Source organism: Salmonella sp. A1325, assembly GCF_056991255.1.
This window is the reverse complement of sequence record NZ_JAMLWO010000008.1, coordinates 141,173-160,055: the sequence shown is the minus strand read 5'-3', so window position 1 is coordinate 160,055 and position 18,883 is coordinate 141,173. Positions and strand designations below refer to the sequence as shown.

17 protein-coding genes are annotated in these 18,883 nt (G+C 55.9%); 14 read left to right on the top strand and 3 right to left on the bottom strand.

The features are described from left to right. Positions 1 to 102 precede the first annotated feature (102 nt). From trmJ to sseB, 11 genes are all read left to right on the top strand, one after another. A complete protein-coding gene (gene trmJ, locus NAZ64_RS16325) occupies positions 103 to 834 on the top strand; it encodes a tRNA (cytosine(32)/uridine(32)-2'-O)-methyltransferase TrmJ (protein ID WP_000940032.1) in 732 nt (243 codons plus the stop codon). Positions 835 to 993: 159 nt separating this feature from the next. Beyond that, a complete protein-coding gene (gene iscR, locus NAZ64_RS16320) occupies positions 994 to 1,488 on the top strand; it encodes a Fe-S cluster assembly transcriptional regulator IscR (protein WP_001241346.1) in 495 nt (164 codons plus the stop codon). Between the two features lie 180 nt (positions 1,489 to 1,668). Beyond that, entirely contained in the window at positions 1,669 to 2,883 is a 1,215-nt protein-coding gene (gene iscS / locus NAZ64_RS16315; protein ID WP_000775263.1) for a cysteine desulfurase, read from the top strand. Positions 2,884 to 2,910: 27 nt separating this feature from the next. Further along, positions 2,911 to 3,297 carry a Fe-S cluster assembly scaffold IscU gene (iscU, locus tag NAZ64_RS16310; protein ID WP_000331704.1) on the top strand — a complete coding sequence of 129 codons (387 nt, stop codon included), beginning with the start codon at positions 2,911 to 2,913 and terminating at the stop codon, positions 3,295 to 3,297. Between the two features lie 28 nt (positions 3,298 to 3,325). Continuing rightward, the gene (gene iscA / locus NAZ64_RS16305) at positions 3,326 to 3,649 is read left to right on the top strand and encodes an iron-sulfur cluster assembly protein IscA (protein ID WP_000028952.1); all 324 of its coding nucleotides are present in this window, start codon (positions 3,326 to 3,328) and stop codon (positions 3,647 to 3,649) included. Between the two features lie 195 nt (positions 3,650 to 3,844). Next, positions 3,845 to 4,360 carry a co-chaperone HscB gene (hscB, locus tag NAZ64_RS16300; protein WP_000384398.1) on the top strand — a complete coding sequence of 172 codons (516 nt, stop codon included), beginning with the start codon at positions 3,845 to 3,847 and terminating at the stop codon, positions 4,358 to 4,360. A gap of 12 nt (positions 4,361 to 4,372) precedes the next feature. After that, positions 4,373 to 6,223: a Fe-S protein assembly chaperone HscA gene (hscA, locus tag NAZ64_RS16295; protein ID WP_001196652.1), complete on the top strand. Its 1,851-nt coding sequence runs from the start codon at positions 4,373 to 4,375 to the stop codon at positions 6,221 to 6,223. A gap of 1 nt (position 6,224) precedes the next feature. Next, positions 6,225 to 6,560: an ISC system 2Fe-2S type ferredoxin gene (fdx, locus tag NAZ64_RS16290; RefSeq protein WP_001124466.1), complete on the top strand. Its 336-nt coding sequence runs from the start codon at positions 6,225 to 6,227 to the stop codon at positions 6,558 to 6,560. Positions 6,561 to 6,571: 11 nt separating this feature from the next. Further along, positions 6,572 to 6,772 (top strand): Fe-S cluster assembly protein IscX, encoded by a 201-nt coding sequence (gene iscX / locus NAZ64_RS16285; RefSeq protein WP_000523621.1) that lies wholly within the window; start codon positions 6,572 to 6,574, stop codon positions 6,770 to 6,772. Positions 6,773 to 6,825: 53 nt separating this feature from the next. After that, a complete protein-coding gene (gene pepB / locus NAZ64_RS16280) occupies positions 6,826 to 8,109 on the top strand; it encodes an aminopeptidase PepB (protein WP_220569709.1) in 1,284 nt (427 codons plus the stop codon). Positions 8,110 to 8,218: 109 nt separating this feature from the next. Next, positions 8,219 to 8,995, top strand: a complete 777-nt coding sequence (sseB, locus tag NAZ64_RS16275) for an enhanced serine sensitivity protein SseB (protein WP_023254933.1) — start codon at positions 8,219 to 8,221, stop codon at positions 8,993 to 8,995. Between the two features lie 26 nt (positions 8,996 to 9,021). On the opposite strand, the gene timP is transcribed toward sseB, so the two are convergent. After that, complete coding sequence (gene timP / locus NAZ64_RS16270; protein WP_242618368.1) at positions 9,022 to 9,138, bottom strand: small toxic inner membrane protein TimP; 117 nt, start codon at positions 9,136 to 9,138, stop codon at positions 9,022 to 9,024. Between the two features lie 415 nt (positions 9,139 to 9,553). Next, positions 9,554 to 10,222 carry a DUF5066 family protein gene (locus tag NAZ64_RS16265; RefSeq protein ID WP_220569710.1) on the bottom strand — a complete coding sequence of 223 codons (669 nt, stop codon included), beginning with the start codon at positions 10,220 to 10,222 and terminating at the stop codon, positions 9,554 to 9,556. A 41-nt stretch (positions 10,223 to 10,263) separates the two neighbouring features. Here NAZ64_RS16265 and NAZ64_RS16260 point away from each other — a divergent pair, with 41 nt between their 5' ends. After that, complete coding sequence (locus NAZ64_RS16260) at positions 10,264 to 10,488, top strand: hypothetical protein (protein WP_220569711.1); 225 nt, start codon at positions 10,264 to 10,266, stop codon at positions 10,486 to 10,488. On the opposite strand, the gene sseA is transcribed toward NAZ64_RS16260, so the two are convergent. After that, positions 10,468 to 11,310 (bottom strand): 3-mercaptopyruvate sulfurtransferase, encoded by an 843-nt coding sequence (gene sseA, locus NAZ64_RS16255; RefSeq protein WP_000205245.1) that lies wholly within the window; start codon positions 11,308 to 11,310, stop codon positions 10,468 to 10,470. The two genes, NAZ64_RS16260 and sseA, sit on opposite strands and share 21 nt — an antisense overlap. Before the next feature lie 208 nt (positions 11,311 to 11,518). Between sseA and NAZ64_RS16250 the strand changes: the two genes are divergently transcribed. Both NAZ64_RS16250 and pbpC read left to right on the top strand, forming a co-directional pair. After that, on the top strand, positions 11,519 to 16,453 hold the full coding sequence (locus tag NAZ64_RS16250; protein ID WP_483640990.1) for an alpha-2-macroglobulin family protein: 4,935 nt from the start codon (positions 11,519 to 11,521) through the stop codon (positions 16,451 to 16,453). Further along, the gene (pbpC, locus tag NAZ64_RS16245; protein ID WP_220569713.1) at positions 16,454 to 18,769 is read left to right on the top strand and encodes a peptidoglycan glycosyltransferase PbpC; all 2,316 of its coding nucleotides are present in this window, start codon (positions 16,454 to 16,456) and stop codon (positions 18,767 to 18,769) included. The last annotated feature ends 114 nt before the right edge of the window (positions 18,770 to 18,883 follow it).

Below are 18,883 nucleotides of genomic sequence, written 5' to 3'. Positions count from 1 at the left end.
ATGTTAAAGAACGGGAAAACGGCGCAGAGTATAGCAGCGAGATCGGAATCTGTCTTGGTTTTATGGTAAGATGTCAGAATAATCTTTAGCTGAAGAAAGACAATGCTGCAAAACATTCGAATTGTGCTGGTGGAAACCTCCCACACCGGCAATATGGGCTCTGTGGCTCGCGCTATGAAAACCATGGGCTTAACTAACCTGTGGCTGGTAAACCCGTTGGTGAAACCGGACTCCCAGGCCATCGCTCTGGCGGCAGGCGCCAGCGATGTGATCGGTAATGCGCAGATCGTCGATACGCTGGACGAAGCGTTGGCTGGCTGTAGCCTGGTGGTCGGCACCAGCGCCCGTTCCCGCACTCTGCCGTGGCCGATGCTTGATCCGCGCGAGTGCGGCTTAAAAAGCGTGGCGGAAGCGGCAAATACGCCGGTTGCGCTGGTTTTTGGTCGTGAGCGTGTTGGGCTGACTAACGATGAGTTGCAAAAATGCCATTATCACGTCGCGATTGCCGCTAACCCGGAGTACAGCTCGTTGAATCTGGCGATGGCGGTACAGGTCATCGCGTATGAAGTCCGTATGGCCTGGCTGGCGACGCAGGAAAACGGCGACGCGGCAGATCATGAAGAGACGCCGTATCCGCTGGTGGACGATCTTGAACGTTTCTACGGCCATCTGGAGCAGACGTTGCTCTCCACTGGCTTTATTCGCGAAAACCATCCGGGGCAGGTGATGAATAAATTGCGCCGTCTGTTTACCCGCGCCCGCCCGGAAAGCCAGGAGTTGAATATTCTGCGTGGGATTCTGGCGTCTATTGAGCAGCAGAATAAAGGCAAGTAACCGCGTCAATACCGCACGGAACGCTAAATACCTGACTAATTTACTCAAGTAAATAGTTGACCAAATTACTCGGGAATGTCAGACTTGTCCCTGCTATGCAATACCCCCATTTTACAATAAAAAACCCCGGGCAGGGGCGAGTTTGAGGTTAAGTAAGACATGAGACTGACATCTAAAGGGCGTTATGCCGTGACCGCAATGTTAGACGTTGCGCTCAACTCCGAAGCGGGCCCGGTACCGTTGGCTGATATTTCTGAACGTCAGGGGATTTCCCTTTCTTATCTGGAACAGCTATTTTCCCGTTTACGTAAAAACGGTCTGGTTTCCAGCGTACGCGGGCCGGGCGGCGGTTATCTGCTGGGTAAAGATGCTGGCAGTATCGCGGTCGGCGAAGTGATCAGCGCGGTTGATGAATCCGTTGACGCGACCCGTTGTCAGGGCAAAGGCGGCTGCCAGGGCGGCGATAAATGCCTGACCCATGCGCTGTGGCGTGATTTAAGCGATCGTCTGACCGGTTTTCTCAACAATATTACCTTAGGCGAGCTGGTGAATAACCAGGAAGTTCTGGATGTGTCTGGTCGCCAGCACACGCATGACGCGCCGCGCGCCAGCGGTCGTGCGCAGGACGCTATCGACGTTAAATTACGTGCTTAATTAAAATATTACGCCATCTCTTCTGGCGGCCTCATGCGGTGAATGCCGTGGTCGTCTGAAGGATGAAGCGTAAAAAAGAATTCAGAATCAGGCCGGGACGCGGACGTCCCGTCAACACGGTCGTACATCCAGCCGGTTGCCTGATTCCTTGCATTGAGTGATGTACGGAGTTTAAGAGCAATGAAATTACCGATTTATCTCGACTACTCCGCAACCACGCCGGTGGACCCGCGTGTTGCCGAGAAAATGATGCAGTTTCTGACCCTGGACGGAACCTTTGGGAACCCGGCGTCCCGTTCACACCGTTTTGGCTGGCAGGCTGAAGAGGCGGTAGATATCGCCCGCAACCAGATTGCTGAGCTGGTCGGCGCCGACCCGCGTGAAATCGTCTTTACCTCAGGGGCGACGGAGTCCGATAACCTGGCGATCAAAGGCGCTGCCAACTTTTATCAGAAAAAAGGCAAGCACATCATCACCAGCAAGACCGAGCACAAAGCGGTGCTGGACACCTGCCGTCAGCTTGAGCGCGAAGGGTTTGAAGTGACCTACCTGGCGCCCCAGCGCAACGGCATCATCGATCTCAACGAGCTCGAAGCAGCGATGCGTGACGACACCATTCTGGTTTCCATCATGCACGTGAACAACGAAATCGGCGTGGTGCAGGATATCGCGACCATCGGCGAAATGTGCCGCGCGCGCGGTATCATCTACCACGTTGACGCCACCCAGAGCGTGGGCAAACTGCCTATCGATCTGAGCCAACTGAAAGTGGATCTGATGTCCTTCTCCGGTCATAAAATTTATGGTCCGAAAGGCATTGGCGCGCTGTATGTGCGTCGTAAGCCGCGTATTCGCATTGAAGCGCAGATGCATGGCGGCGGCCACGAGCGCGGTATGCGCTCTGGAACTCTGCCTGTCCACCAGATCGTCGGCATGGGCGAAGCTTACCGTATCGCGAAAGAAGAGATGGAGACCGAAATGGCCCGTCTGCGCGGTCTGCGTAACCGCCTGTGGAACGGCATCAAAGATATTGAAGAAGTTTACCTGAACGGCGACCTTGAGCAGGGCGCGCCAAACATTCTCAACGTGAGCTTTAACTACGTTGAAGGCGAGTCGCTGATCATGGCGCTGAAAGACCTGGCGGTCTCTTCCGGTTCCGCCTGTACATCCGCCAGTCTGGAACCGTCCTACGTGCTGCGCGCGTTGGGCATGAATGACGAGCTGGCGCATAGCTCTATCCGTTTCTCTTTAGGTCGTTTTACCACTGAAGAAGAGATCGACTACACCATTGATCTGGTTCGTAAATCCATTGGCCGTCTGCGTGACCTTTCTCCACTGTGGGAAATGTACAAGCAGGGTGTGGATCTAAACAGCATCGAATGGGCACATCATTAATCGGTATCGGAATCAGGAGAATTTATAATGGCTTACAGCGAAAAAGTAATCGATCACTATGAGAACCCGCGTAATGTAGGGTCGTTTGACAACAACGACGATAACGTGGGAAGCGGCATGGTTGGCGCTCCGGCCTGCGGCGACGTCATGAAGTTGCAGATTAAAGTTAACGATGAAGGTATCATTGAAGACGCGCGCTTCAAGACTTATGGCTGCGGTTCCGCTATCGCCTCCAGTTCTCTGGTAACGGAGTGGGTGAAAGGGAAATCCCTGGACGAAGCGCAGGCGATTAAAAACACCGATATTGCAGACGAACTGGAACTGCCGCCGGTGAAAATTCACTGCTCTATTCTGGCGGAAGACGCGATTAAAGCCGCTATTGCGGATTACAAAAGCAAACGCGAAGCGAAATAAAATAGAACGTTAACATTGAGGTTTTGTTATGTCGATTACACTTAGCGACAGTGCAGCAGCGCGAGTTAATACCTTCCTGGCCAACCGTGGTAAAGGGTTTGGTCTGCGTCTGGGCGTGAGAACCTCCGGCTGCTCAGGTATGGCTTATGTACTGGAATTTGTTGACGAGCCAACGGCGGAAGACACCGTGTTTGAAGACAAAGGCGTTAAGGTAGTGGTTGACGGCAAGAGCCTGCAATTTCTGGACGGTACACAGCTGGACTTCGTAAAAGAAGGTCTGAACGAAGGGTTTAAATTCTCCAACCCGAATGTGAAAGATGAGTGTGGTTGCGGCGAAAGCTTCCACGTGTAACCGTGTTCCGCTGTTATACTGAGCATTCGTGCTGCAGAAAAGCGGCAAGCGAGTGAATCCCCAGGCGCTTATTTGAGTAAGTGACTGGGGGAACCCGCGCAGACAACGCATCTGCGGCGCGAAGTAAGAAGGTATAACCCCACCGTGGTCGCCTGCGTGTGGGGTTTGTTCTGACAGGCTATCCCTGAGAATGTTATGGATTACTTCACCCTCTTTGGCTTACCAGCCCGTTATCAGATTGACACCCAGGCGCTGAGCCTTCGTTTTCAGGATCTGCAACGCCAGTATCACCCTGACAAATTTGCCAACGGCACTCAGGCGCAGCAGCTTGCCGCCGTCCAGCAATCCGCCACGATCAACCAGGCCTGGCAAACGCTGCGTCACCCTTTGACGCGCGCGGAGTATCTGCTTTCCTTACACGGGTTCGATCTGGCCAGCGAGCAACATACGGTACGCGACACCGCGTTTCTGATGGAACAACTCACGCTTCGCGAAGAGCTGGACGATATCGAGCAATCAAAAGACGACGTGCGGCTGGAAAGCTTCATCAAACGCGTACAAAAGATGTTTGATGCTCGCCTTCAGCAAATGGTGGAACAGTTGGACAACGCCGCGTGGGACGCGGCGGCGGATACGGTGCGCAAACTGCGGTTTCTCGATAAACTGCGAAGCAGCGCAGAACAACTCGAAGAAAAGCTGCTCGATTTTTAACTGGAATCTAACATGGCCTTATTACAAATTAGTGAGCCTGGTCTGAGCGCCGCGCCGCATCAGCGTCGCCTGGCGGCGGGCATCGACTTAGGCACTACCAACTCTCTGGTTGCGACGGTTCGCAGCGGCCAGGCGGAAACTCTGCCTGACCACGAAGGGCGCCACCTGTTGCCTTCAGTGGTTCACTATCAGCAGCAGGGCCATACGGTCGGTTACGCTGCGCGTGACAATGCCGCGCAGGATACGGCCAACACTATCAGCTCTGTGAAACGCATGATGGGACGCTCGCTGGCGGATATCCAGGCGCGCTATCCGCATCTGCCTTACCGGTTTAAGGCAAGCGTTAATGGGCTGCCGATGATTGACACGGCGGCTGGATTGCTCAATCCGGTACGCGTATCGGCTGATATTCTCAAAGCGCTGGCCGCGCGGGCTAGCGAATCGCTCTCCGGCGAGCTGGATGGCGTGGTGATTACCGTTCCCGCCTATTTCGATGATGCCCAACGTCAGGGGACGAAAGACGCCGCGCGGCTGGCGGGCCTGCATGTACTGCGCCTGCTCAACGAACCGACGGCGGCGGCGATTGCCTACGGTCTGGACTCAGGCAAAGAAGGCGTTATTGCTGTTTACGATCTCGGCGGCGGTACCTTCGATATCTCTATTTTACGCCTGAGCCGCGGGGTGTTTGAAGTGCTGGCGACGGGCGGTGATTCTGCGCTCGGCGGCGACGACTTTGACCATCTGCTGGCGGACTATATTCGTGAGCAGGCGGGAATTGCCGATCGTAGCGACAATCGCGTTCAGCGCGAACTGCTGGATGCCGCGATTGCGGCGAAAATCGCCTTAAGCGATGCCGATACCGTTCGCGTTAACGTTGCGGGCTGGCAGGGGGAAATCACTCGCGAGCAGTTTAACGATCTCATTTCCGCGCTGGTTAAGCGCACGCTATTGGCCTGCCGTCGTGCATTGAAAGATGCCGGCGTTGATCCCCAGGACGTTCTGGAAGTGGTCATGGTCGGCGGTTCGACCCGTGTACCGCTGGTGCGTGAGCGAGTAGGCGAATTTTTTGGCCGCACGCCGTTAACCGCTATCGACCCGGATAAAGTGGTCGCTATCGGCGCAGCGATTCAGGCCGATATTCTGGTCGGCAACAAGCCGGACAGCGAAATGCTGCTGTTGGACGTGATTCCACTCTCTCTTGGGCTGGAAACGATGGGCGGCCTGGTAGAAAAAGTCATTCCGCGCAACACCACTATCCCGGTGGCGCGCGCGCAGGATTTCACCACCTTCAAAGACGGTCAGACCGCGATGTCTATCCATGTGATGCAGGGCGAACGCGAACTGGTGCAGGACTGCCGTTCGCTGGCGCGCTTTGCGCTGCGCGGGATTCCGCCGCTGCCGGCGGGCGGGGCGCATATTCGCGTGACCTTCCAGGTAGACGCCGATGGCCTGTTGAGCGTCACCGCAATGGAAAAATCCACTGGCGTCGAGGCCTCCATTCAGGTCAAACCTTCCTATGGCCTGACCGATAGCGAAATCGCCTCGATGATCAAGGATTCCATGAGTTTTGCCGAGCAGGACGTGAAAGCGCGTATGCTGGCGGAGCAAAAAGTCGAAGCCGCGCGCGTGCTGGAAAGTTTGACCGGCGCGCTAACTGCCGACGCCGCGCTGCTAAGCGCCGCAGAACGTCAATGCATTGATGATGCCGCCGCACATTTAAGCGCGGTCGCACAAGGCGATGATGTTGACGCCATAGAACAAGCCATTAAAAACGTAGATAAACAAACCCAGGAATTTGCCGCTCGCCGCATGGACCAGTCGGTTCGTCGCGCGTTGAAAGGCCATTCCGTAGACGAGGTTTAACATGCCGAAGATTGTTATTCTGCCTCATCAGGATCTTTGTCCGGATGGCGCAGTTCTGGAAGCTGAGACCGGTGAAACCATTCTTGACGTTGCGCTGCGCAACGGCATCGAGATTGAACACGCCTGTGAGAAATCGTGCGCCTGCACCACCTGTCACTGTATTGTACGTGAAGGCTTCGACTCCTTGCCGGAAAGTTCGGAAGAAGAAGACGATATGCTGGATAAAGCGTGGGGGCTGGAGCCGGAAAGTCGACTGAGCTGCCAGGCCCGCGTTACCGACGACGATCTGGTTATCGAAATTCCACGTTACACAATCAACCATGCGCGTGAGCATTAACAGAGGGTAGTATGGGACTCAAGTGGACCGATAGCCGCGAGATCGGCGAAGCGTTATACGACGCATATCCTGATGTCGATCCTAAAACCGTTCGTTTCACCGATCTGCATCAGTGGATCTGCGAACTGGACGATTTTGACGACGACCCTAACGCATCCAATGAAAAAATTCTGGAGGCGATTCTGCTAGTCTGGTTGGATGAAGCAGAGTAAGTCAAATAACGGGCTGCCCTACGGCGGCCCGTTTGCTAATAAGGAAAATAACAATGACAGAAGCCATGAAAATTACGCTTTCCACGCAGCCTGCCGATGCGCGCTGGGGCGATAAAGCCACTTACAGTATTAATAACGACGGTATTACCTTGCATCTTAACGGTAAAGACGATCTGGGGTTGATCCAGCGTGCGGCGCGTAAAATCGACGGCCTGGGAATAAAACAGGTCGCGCTGACAGGCGAAGGATGGGATACCGAGCGTTGTTGGGCATTCTGGGCGGGTTACAAAGGACCAAAAGGCGTCCGTACCGTAGTGTGGCCGGATTTAGACGATGCCCAACGTCAGGAGCTGGATAACCGCCTGACCATTATTGACTGGGTGCGCGACACCATTAATGCTCCGGCGGAAGAGCTTGGGCCGGAGCAACTGGCGCAGCGCGCGGTGGATCTGCTGTGCAGCGTCGCGTGCGATAGCGTCACTTACCGTATCACCAAAGGCGAAGATCTGCGCGAGCAGAACTATATGGGGCTGCATACCGTAGGCCGTGGTTCTGAGCGTCCGCCGGTGCTGCTGGCGCTGGATTACAACCCGACGGGAGACAAAGATGCGCCGGTTTATGCCTGCCTGGTCGGTAAAGGTATTACCTTTGACTCCGGCGGCTACAGTATCAAGCAAAGCGCTTTTATGGACTCAATGAAATCCGATATGGGCGGTGCGGCGACAGTAACGGGCGCGCTGGCGTTCGCCATTACCCGTGGGCTGAATAAACGCGTAAAACTGTTCCTGTGCTGCGCCGATAATCTGATCAGCGGCAATGCGTTTAAACTGGGCGATATTATTCGCTACCGTAATGGCAAGAATGTTGAAGTCATGAATACCGATGCGGAAGGGCGACTGGTACTGGCGGATGGCCTGATTGACGCCAGCGCGCAACACCCGCAGCTAATCATTGATATGGCGACGTTAACCGGCGCGGCGAAAACGGCGCTGGGTAACGACTACCATGCGCTATTCAGTTTTGACGATACGCTGGCGGGGCGCTTGCTGACCAGCGCGGCGCAAGAGAATGAACCGTTCTGGCGTCTGCCGCTGGCGGAGTTCCACCGTAACCAGCTGCCGTCTAACTTTGCGGAACTGAACAACACCGGCAGCGCGGCGTATCCCGCTGGGGCAAGCACCGCCGCGGGTTTTCTGTCGCACTTTGTTGAAAATTACCGCGAAGGCTGGCTGCACATTGACTGTTCCGCCACTTATCGCAAAGCGCCGGTTGAGCAGTGGGCTGCCGGGGCAACCGGTCTGGGTGTGCGCACAATCGCGAATCTGCTGACTGCCTGAACGGTGTTTTTGTAGGCCGGGTAAGCGAAGCGCCACCCGGCATTTTGCCTGATGGCGACGCCGTGCGTCTTATCTGGCCTACAACCCATATACATAATTTGTGATTCTTATGTCCGAAACTAAAAATGAATTAGAAATCTTGCTGGAGAAAGCGGCGACTGAGCCCGCGCATCGTCCGGCATTTTTCCGTACCTTACTGGAGTCCACCGTCTGGGTGCCGGGCAGCGCTGCCGAAGGCGAGGCGATTGTGGAAGACAGCGCTCTGGATTTGCAGCACTGGGAAAAAGAAGACGGCACGACCGTCATTCCCTTCTTTACTTCTCTGGAGGCGCTGCAGCAGGCCGTGGAAGACGAACAGGCGTTTGTGGTGATGCCGGCGCGCACGCTGTTTGAAATGACGCTTGGCGAAACGCTATTCCTCAACGCTAAATTGCCGACCGGCAAAGAGTTTATGCCGCGTGAAATCAGCCTGCTTCTCGCTGAGGAAAGCAGCCCATTAAGTACGCAGGAAGTGCTGGAAGGCGGCGAGTCGCTTATTTTATCCGAAGTGGCCGAGCCGCCGTCGCAGATGATTGATTCCCTCACTACGCTGTTTAAAACCATCAAACCGGTGAAACGCGCATTTCTCTGCGCGATTAAAGAACATGCGGACGCCCAACCCAATCTGCTGATTGGCATTGAGGCTGACGGCGATATTGAAGAGATCATTCACGCAGCGGGCAATGTGGCGACCGACACGTTACCGGGTGACGAACCGATCGATATTTGTCAGGTGAGGAAGGGCGAGCAGGGTATCAGCCACTTTATCACCGAGCATATCGCGCCGTTCTACGAGCGCCGCTGGGGCGGGTTCCTGCGCGATTTTAAACAGAACCGCATCATCTGAGCCGCCCAACAGGGCGGCCTCCTGGCTTACCTGCTCTGGACGTTGAGCGTTACGGGAACAGAGCTACCTGGGTGGCTTCTGTCTGCGTGAAGACACAACGTGCCAGAAACAAGAAGCACGACACAAAAGCATCGTACCTTCATGTTGCGGTCCTTGCGAAGACCGCATCACGGCAGCACCGCTGACGATAATGCCGTGATAGCAGGCACTGTGGTGTGCCTGTGCTTACGGCCATGGAACATCCTCTCCTGAAGCCAGCGCCCGTTTGCGAGACGGCGGAGGGGGCCGGGAAAGATAATACCTCAAATGCTGAATAGTTTCGTCGTGAATTAACTTGACTTTGCTCTCCTTAAAAGGGAGTATTTACCTACTGTGGTGTGCCTGCGTTGCTATGGCAACAAAGCCTGCTGGAAAGGCCGCGAACCGGACCAGCACAAAAAAACCGCTCAATTGAGCGGTTTTTTTGTGGCCTGCTTAAACAGAATTTATGTAGATTCGTTTTAAATCAGCCTGAACGGTAGGCCGGATAAGCGTGAGCGCCACCCGACATCATGGCGATTAATCGCCGAGCGCGTCCAGTTTTGCCCAAAGTTCCTCATGATAATTCTCCAGGTCAAGTAAAGCGGCATCGCGTTGTTCATTCATTTTTTGCTGTGCCTTCCATTGCGGAAGATGTAAATCCTCTTTGGTAAAGCCAATGTCTTTAGCGCGCGAAAGAATATTATAGAGATATTCCACCAGGGAAGACTCCGCCAGCCAGAATTCATTTCGTTCCATGCGGGCAATAGGGTATTCGCCGTTGGCATCCCGTTCTGTGATATAGATAAAAATGGCCTGATCGCCGACATGATCGATACAAATTAATGCCGGAAGACGGGGATCGTTACTCCAGACAGGCATCAGATCTTCAATATCAATACCTGAGCCATCCATGCCAACGCCGTAATACGCCTCTTCATCAGGGGAGTAAGAATGAATTACTCCCTCTTTATCAATAGATCTTTGTAATGTTTCAATCACAGGCATATTATAATTGCTAAGTAGATCGCGGTCGTAGGCCAGTAGCGCCTTCAGGCTTTCAGGTAACTCAGTGGTTTCCGTATTTTGCGGATCGCGATACTTACGCACCCGCAGACGACTTATTTCCTCGGCAGGCATAGGATTAGGTACCTTATTGCGGTTAACCTTTTTAACCAACTCAATTAAATTAGCGAGTGAAATATTCATTTTCCATCCTTAAAAAATTATATTTACAGGAGTTATTCCCGGTGAAAACCAAAACAGCGGTGATGATACTCCTTATACCCGGCGTAAAGTATTTACCGATAAAAAATAGGATTTTATTAAGAGAACATAATGCCCGTTTGCAGGACAGCGGAAAAGAGCTGAATAAAAACAATGTCTGTAGATCGTTTTACATCAGCCTGAACGGTAGGCCGGATAAGCGTGAGCGCCATCCGGCATGGCAGATATTAAGCGGGTTCAACCGGTAAATCGGTACGCGCGCCCCATTCGCTCCATGCGCCGTCGTAAAGCGTGACGTCAGGCACATCCAGCGTGGCGAGCGCCAGCACCACGACCGCGGCCGTCACGCCGGAACCGCAACTGGCGATAATCGGTCTGTCGAAACTCACGCCGTGGCTGAAAAAAACCTCATTCAGTTCGTCAGTGGTCTTTAATTCGCCCTCATACACCAGTTCCGTCCACGGGACGTTTAGCGCGCCAGGAATGTGTCCGCGCCTCAGTCCCGGACGCGGTTCATCAGCCTGAGCGTTAAAACGCGTCGCCGGACGCGCGTCAACAATTTGCGCGGTTTTTTCATGGCTTGCCAGCAATACGTCGGTGAGACGCACCACGGCTTGCGGCGCGAATTTGGCCTCAAACTCGCCTCCTTCATGCGCTTCCTCGCCTTCGCGCAATAGCCATTCGTCACGCTGCCAGCCCGCCAGTCCGCCCGCCAGAATGGACACTTTCTCGGCACCGAACGTGCGCAGCATCCACCATGCCCGCGGAGCGGAGAACAGATTGCCTTCATCGTATATGACCAGGTGTTTATCCTGGCGAACACCCAGTTCACGCATGGCCACCGCAAACGCTTCCGGGCGCGGCATCATATGCGGCAGCGGCGATGCGCGATCGGAAAGCGCTTCAATATCAAAAAACAGCGCGCCGGGAATATGTCCGGCGCGATATTCGCCCGCCATATCACGATGTTCCTGTCCCGGCGGCGCCATACGGGCGTCAAGAATCTGTATTTCCGGATCATCAATATGTTCGGCAAGCCAGTCGGCGGCGACAAAAAAGGCGGTGGTCATGGGCATCTCCATTGTTACCTGATTATGGTCAAATTGTCGGACGTTTCCCGAAAAGGGACAAGTAGAAGAGGCTGGTTTGGCTGGCGAAACCACATTTCTGCGTAAAATTTTCGCATCATCACAGTAATACGGACTTACACAATAAAATTTCTCGCGCATAATATCTCATCAACCGTTGCTGACAGGCCGTTAAGGCCAGGGATGAAAGATGAAACATTTACGCGTGGTGGCCTGCATGATCATGCTGGCGCTGGCGGGGTGCGATAACAACGATAAAACCGCCCCGACGACTAAAAGCGAAGCGCCAGCCGTAGCGCAGCCATCGCCTGCGAAAGATCCGGCACAGCTACAAAAGCTGGCGCAGCAAAGCCAGGGCAAAGCGCTCACGCTATTAGACGCCTCCGAAGCGCAGCTTGACGGCGCGGCGACGCTGGTGCTGACGTTTTCAATTCCTTTAGATCCTGAACAGGATTTCTCCCGTGTGGTTCACGTGGTTGATAAGAAAAGCGGCAGCGTTGACGGCGCATGGGAGCTGGCGCCAAATTTAAAAGAGCTAAGGTTACGTCATCTGGAACCTGAGCGCGTGCTGGTGGTCACGGTTGATCCCGCCGTTAAGGCGCTGAATAACGCCACCTTCGGCAAGTCTTATGAAAAAACGATTACCACGCGTGATGTCCAGCCCAGCGTCGGCTTTGCCAGCCGGGGATCGCTGCTACCGGGGAAAATCGCGGAAGGACTGCCGGTCATGGCGCTTAACGTCAACCACGTTGATGTGAACTTTTTCCGCGTTAAGCCCGGATCGCTGGCGTCATTTGTCAGCCAGTGGGAGTACCGTAGTTCTCTCTCTAACTGGGAGTCCGACAATCTGCTGAAAATGGCGGATTTGGTTTATACCGGTCGTTTTGATCTTAATCCGGCGCGCAATACGCGTGAGAAACTGCTGCTGCCATTAAGCGATATTAAGCCGCTGCAACAGGCGGGCGTATATGTGGCGGTAATGAATCAGGCTGGACACTACAACTATAGTAATGCCGCTACGTTGTTTACCCTTAGCGATATCGGCGTGTCCGCGCACCGTTACCATAATCGGCTGGATATCTTTACGCAAAGCCTGGAAAACGGCGCGGCGCAGTCGGGAATTGAGATCGTTCTTCTGAATGATAAAGGGCAGACGCTGGCGCAGGCGACGAGCGACGCGCAGGGACATGTGCAACTGGAGGCTGATAAAGCGGCGGCGCTATTACTGGCGCGTAAAGAGGAGCAGACCACGCTGCTCGATCTCACGCTTCCGGCTCTGGATCTGTCGGAATTTAATGTCGCTGGCGCGCCCGGCTACAGCAAGCAGTTCTTTATGTTCGGCCCGCGCGATCTCTACCGACCGGGCGAAACGGTTATCCTCAACGGATTACTGCGCGATAGCGACGGTAAAACGCTGCCCGATCAACCCGTTAAGCTGGAAGTGGTAAAACCAGACGGACAGGTGATGCGTACCGTCGTCAGCCAGCCGGAAAACGGGCTATACCGTTTGAATTATCCGCTGGATATCAACGCGCCGACCGGCTTGTGGCATGTCCGCGCCAACACCGGCGATAATTTGCTGCGGAGTTGGGATTTCCACGTGGAAGACTTTATGCCGGAGCGGATGGCGCTCACCCTGACGGCGCAAAAAACACCGCTGGCGCCTGCGGATGAGGTGAAATTCTCCGTTGTCGGCTATTACTTGTATGGCGCGCCTGCTAACGGCAATACCCTGCAAGGGCAACTTTTCCTGCGTCCGCTGCGCGACGCTGTCGCGGCGTTGCCTGGCTTCCAGTTCGGCAATATTGCCGAAGAGAATCTTTCGCGCAGCCTGGACGAAGTTCAGCTTACGTTGGATAAAGGCGGACGTGGTGAAGTGAGTGCTGCCAGCCAGTGGCAAGAAGCGCATTCGCCGCTGCAGGTAATTCTACAGGCCAGCCTGCTGGAGTCTGGCGGTCGTCCGGTCACTCGTCGCGTAGAGCAGGCGATTTGGCCTGCCGATACGTTACCGGGAATTCGTCCACAGTTCGCCGCCAAAGCGGTATACGACTACCGTACGGATACCACCGTTAATCAACCGATTGTCGACGAAGACAGCAACGCCGCATTCGATATTGTTTACGCCAACGCGCAGGGCGAGAAAAAAGCGGTGTCTGGTTTACAGGTGCGGCTCATCCGCGAGCGTCGCGACTATTACTGGAACTGGTCGGAAAGCGAAGGCTGGCAGTCGCAGTTTGATCAAAAAGATCTGGTAGAGGGCGAGCAGACGCTGGATCTGAACGCGGATGAAACCGGAAAAGTCAGCTTCCCGGTGGAATGGGGAGCGTACCGTCTGGAGGTCAAAGCGCCGAATGAGACGGTCAGCAGCGTTCGTTTCTGGGCCGGCTATAGCTGGCAGGATAACAGCGACGGTAGCGGCGCGGCGCGTCCGGATCGCGTCACCCTCAAACTGGATAAAGCGAATTATCGTCCAGGCGATACCATGAAATTGCATATCGCCGCGCCGGTCGCCGGTAAAGGTTATGCCATGGTGGAGTCCAGCGATGGTCCGCTGTGGTGGCAGGCAATCGATGTGCCGGCACAAGGTCTGGAGCTCACGATTCCGGTGGATAAAACCTGGAATCGCCACGATCTCTATCTCAGTACGCTGGTGGTGCGTCCCGGCGATAAATCTCGTTCCGCGACGCCAAAACGCGCCGTGGGGTTACTACACCTACCGCTGGGGGATGAAAACCGCCGCCTCGATCTGGCGCTCGAAAGCCCGGCTAAAATGCGCCCAAATCAGCCGCTCACCGTCAGGGTGAAAGCCAGCGTTAAACACGGCGAAATGCCAAAACAGATCAACGTGCTGGTCTCCGCGGTCGATAGCGGCGTATTGAACATCACCGATTACGCGACGCCGGACCCGTGGCAGGCGTTCTTCGGTCAAAAACGCTACGGTGCGGATATCTACGATATTTACGGCCAGGTCATTGAAGGGCAGGGGCGGCTGGCGGCGTTGCGTTTTGGCGGCGATGGCGACGACCTTAAGCGCGGCGGAAAACCGCCGGTAAACCATGTCAATATCATCGCGCAGCAGGCGCAGCCGATCACGCTCAATGAGCAGGGCGAAGGGGTCGTAACGCTGCCGATTGGCGACTTTAACGGCGAACTGCGGGTTATGGCGCAGGCATGGACAGCGGACGATTTTGGTCGCGGCGAAAGCAAAGTCGTTGTCGCCGCGCCAGTGATTGCCGAGCTGAATATGCCGCGTTTTCTGGCGGGAGGGGATGTTTCGCGACTGGTGCTGGACGTCACCAATCTGACCGACCGTCCGCAGACGCTGAATATTGCGCTCGCCGCCAGTGGGTTACTGGAACTGCTTAGCCAGCAGCCGCAACCGGTCAACCTGGCGCCGGGCGTGCGCACCACCTTATTCGTTCCGGTACGCGCGCTGGAAGGTTTTGGCGAAGGCGAAATCCAGGCGACCATTAGCGGTCTGAATCTGCCGGGAGAAACCCTCGGCGCGCAGCATAAGCAGTGGCAAATCGGCGTGCGTCCGGCCTGGCCAGCCCAAACGGTAAATAGCGGCATTGCGCTGGCGCCGGGAGAGAGCTGGCATGTACCAGAGCAGCATCTGACAAACGTCTCGCCAGCCACGTTACAGGGACAACTGCTATTAAGCGGAAAACCGCCGCTCAATCTGGCGCGCTACATTCGCGAGCTGAAAGCATATCCGTACGGGTGCCTGGAACAAACCGCCAGCGGGTTATTCCCGGCGCTGTATACTAATGCCGCTCAATTGCAGTCGCTCGGTATTACCGGCGATAGCGATGAAAAACGGCGCGCCGCGGTGGATATCGGCATCTCCCGCATACTACAGATGCAGCGTGATAACGGCGGTTTTGCGCTATGGGATGAAAATGGGGCGGAAGAGCCCTGGCTAACGGCCTACGCGATGGATTTCCTCATTCGCGCGGGCGAGCAGGGATATAGCGTCCCGCCGGAGGCCATTAACCGGGGCAATGAGCGACTGCTGCGCTATCTGCAGGATCCCGGCACGATGCTGATTCGTTATAGCGATAATACCCAGGCCAGTACTTTTGCCGCTCAGGCTTACGCCGCGCTGGTACTGGCGCGTCAGCAGAAAGCGCCGCTCGGCGCGCTGCGCGAAATCTGGGAGCGCCGTAGTCAGGCGGCTTCAGGACTGCCGCTGATGCAATTGGGCATCGCGTTAAACACGATGGGTGATGCCAGACGCGGCGAAGAGGCCATTACGCTGGCTCTGAATACGCCGCGTCAGGACGAACGGCAATGGATAGCGGATTACGGCAGTTCTCTGCGCGATAACGCTCTGATGTTGTCGTTACTGGAAGAGAACAACCTCAGACCGGACGCGCAAAACGCGCTATTAAGCTCGCTTTCTGAGCAGGCCTTCGGTCAGCGCTGGCTCTCTACCCAGGAGAACAATGCCTTGTTCCTCGCCGCGCATTCGCGACAGGCCAGTGCGGGCGCCTGGCAGGCGCAGACCTCGTTAGAGGCGCAGCCGCTGTCGGGCGACAAGGCGCTGACCCGTAATCTGGATGCTGACCAGCTAGCCGCCCTTGAGGTGACGAACACCGGTAGCCAGCCGCTATGGCTGCGTCTGGATAGCAGCGGCTATCCCTCATCTGCGCCTAAGCCTGCCAGCAACGTTTTGCAGATTGAACGACAAATACTGGGGACCGATGGTCAGCGCAAATCGCTGTCCTCGTTGCGTAGCGGCGAACTGGTGCTGGTCTGGTTAACGGTAGTGGCCGATCGCAATGTGCCGGATGCGCTGGTGGTGGACCTGCTCCCGGCCGGGCTGGAGCTGGAAAACCAGAATCTGGCTGACAGCAGCGCCAGCCTGCCGGAGAGCGGTAGCGAAGTGCAAAATCTGCTTAATCAGATGCAGCAGGCGGATATTCAGTATATGGAATTCCGCGACGATCGGTTTGTGGCTGCCGTCGTTGTCAATGAGGGCCAGCCCGTGACGATGGTCTACCTGGCGCGCGCGGTAACTCCGGGGACGTACCAGCTTGCGCAACCGCAGGTGGAATCGATGTACGCGCCTCAGTGGCGGGCAACCGGCGCGAGCGAGGGGCTGCTGATTGTGACGCCTTAAATGAACGGTTGGCGTGGTAAACGTGGCCGCTGGCTGTGGCTGGCGGGCGCGCCGCTTTTTATTTTCCTGGCGTTATGGGCGGCGGATAAACTCTGGCCGCTGCCGCTCAATGAGGTCCATCCTGCGCGGGTCGTGGTAGCCCATGACGGTACGCCGCTGTGGCGCTTTGCCGACGCCGGGGGGATCTGGCGTTATCCGGTGACGATTGAAGAGGTCTCTCCCCGCTACCTGGAGGCCTTAATCAATTACGAAGATCGCTTGTTCTGGCGGCACCCTGGCGTTAACCCTTTCTCCGTCGCGCGCGCGGCATGGCAGGATCTTACCGCCGGGCGCGTTATTTCCGGCGGCAGTACGCTGACTATGCAGGTGGCGAGACTGCTGGACCCGCATTCGCGCACGTTCGGCGGTAAAATCCGCCAGCTTTGGCGCGCCCTCCAGCTTGAATGGCATTTGTCCAAGCGCGATATCCTGACGCTGTACCTGAACCGCGCGCCGTTCGGCGGCACGCTACAGGGTATTGGCGCTGCAAGCTGGGCCTACTTCGGCAAGCCGCCCGCGCGCCTGAGCTACGCTGACGCGGCGCTGCTGGCCGTATTGCCGCAGGCGCCGAGCCGGTTACGCCCCGACCGCTGGCCTGCGAGAGCCGAAGCGGCACGAAATAAAGTGCTGGATCGGATGGCGGCGCAGGGCGTCTGGCCTGCCGAAACGGTACGCGAGTCGCGTGAAGAACCGGTCTGGCTGGCGCCGCGTCAAATGCCGCAACTGGCGCCGCTTTTTGCCCGAATGATGTTGAGTAAAAGCCAGAACGACAAAATTGTGACCACGCTGGACGCCGGGTTGCAGCGGCAACTGGAAGATCTGGCACGGGCATGGAAAGGGCGGTTGCCTGCACGCAGTTCGTTGGCGATGATCGTCGTCGATCATACCGATATGAGCGTGCGCGGCTGGGTAGGATCGGTAGACCTTAATGACGACAGCCGTTTTGGTCATGTCGACATGGTAACGGCGATCCGATCGCCGGGATCGGTACTCAAACCCTTTGTGTACGGTCTGGCGCTGGATGACGGCTTGATCCATCCCGCATCATTATTACAGGACGTTCCGCGCCGCACCGGAGATTACCGCCCGGGAAACTTCGACAGCGGATTTCACGGCCCGGTCAGCATGAGCGACGCGCTGGTACGCTCGCTGAATCTGCCTGCCGTTCAGGTGCTTGAAGCCTATGGGCCGAAACGATTTGCGGCAAAACTGCGTAACGTCGGCTTGCCGCTATATTTGCCTGCTGGCGCGGCACCCAATCTTTCGCTGATTCTGGGCGGCGCGGGCGCGCGGCTTGACGAGATGGCGGCGGCATACAGCGCGTTCGCTCGTCATGGGAAAGCGGCGAAATTACGGTTACAGCCGGACGATCCGCTGTCGGAAAGACCATTAATGTCGCCGGGAGCGGCGTGGATCATTCGACGAATTATGGCGGATGAAGCGCAACCCTTACCGGATAACGCGCTGCCGCGCATTGTGCCGTTGGCGTGGAAAACCGGCACCAGCTACGGCTATCGCGATGCGTGGGCTATTGGCGTTAACGCGCGCTATATCATCGGCATCTGGACAGGCAGACCCGACGGCACGCCTGTGGTGGGGCAATTTGGTTTTGCCAGCGCGGTGCCATTGCTTAACCAGGTCAATAATTTGTTACTGGCGCATACGGGACGCCTACCGGAAGATCCGCGTCCGCAGACGGTAAGCCGCGGCGTCATTTGCTGGCCGGGCGGACAGACTCTGCCTGCCGGAGACAGCAACTGTCGCCGCCGACTGGCGACATGGCTGCTCGATGACAGCCAGCCGCCCACGCTGCTGTTACCTGAGCAGGAAGACATCAACGGTATTCGTTTCCCGATCTGGCTGGATGATACGGGGCGGCGTGTCGCTGCCGACTGTCCGCAGGCGCGTGCGCATACGTTTATCGTCTGGCCGCGGCCGCTGGAGCCGTGGCTGCCGCCTGCGGAAAGACGTAGCGCCCGCTTGCCCGCGGCGTCCGCTTACTGTCCGCCGCTACAGGGCAATGATGCCGCGCCGTTAATGCTGTCAGGAGTGAGGGATGGCGCGGTGATCAGGCAATTGCTAGGCCAGGAAAACGTCACGCTGCCCGTCTCGACTACCGGCGGTAAAGGGCGTCGCTGGTGGTTTTTAAATGGCGAACCTGTTAATGGCGAAAATAATCGCCTTTCTTTATTACTCAATATCGCTGGACGTTATCAACTTGTCGTAATGGATGAGTCCGGTCAGGTTGCAGCTGTTAATTTTGAATTAATACGTTAACAACTCTTCAGAATAAATTATGAATTTCATTTAATTTAAAGTTAATGAGAATTATTAATTTTTCCGGAATTACCCTTAATGAGGGAGCTTGATAAATATCAAGAGAACCAGCGC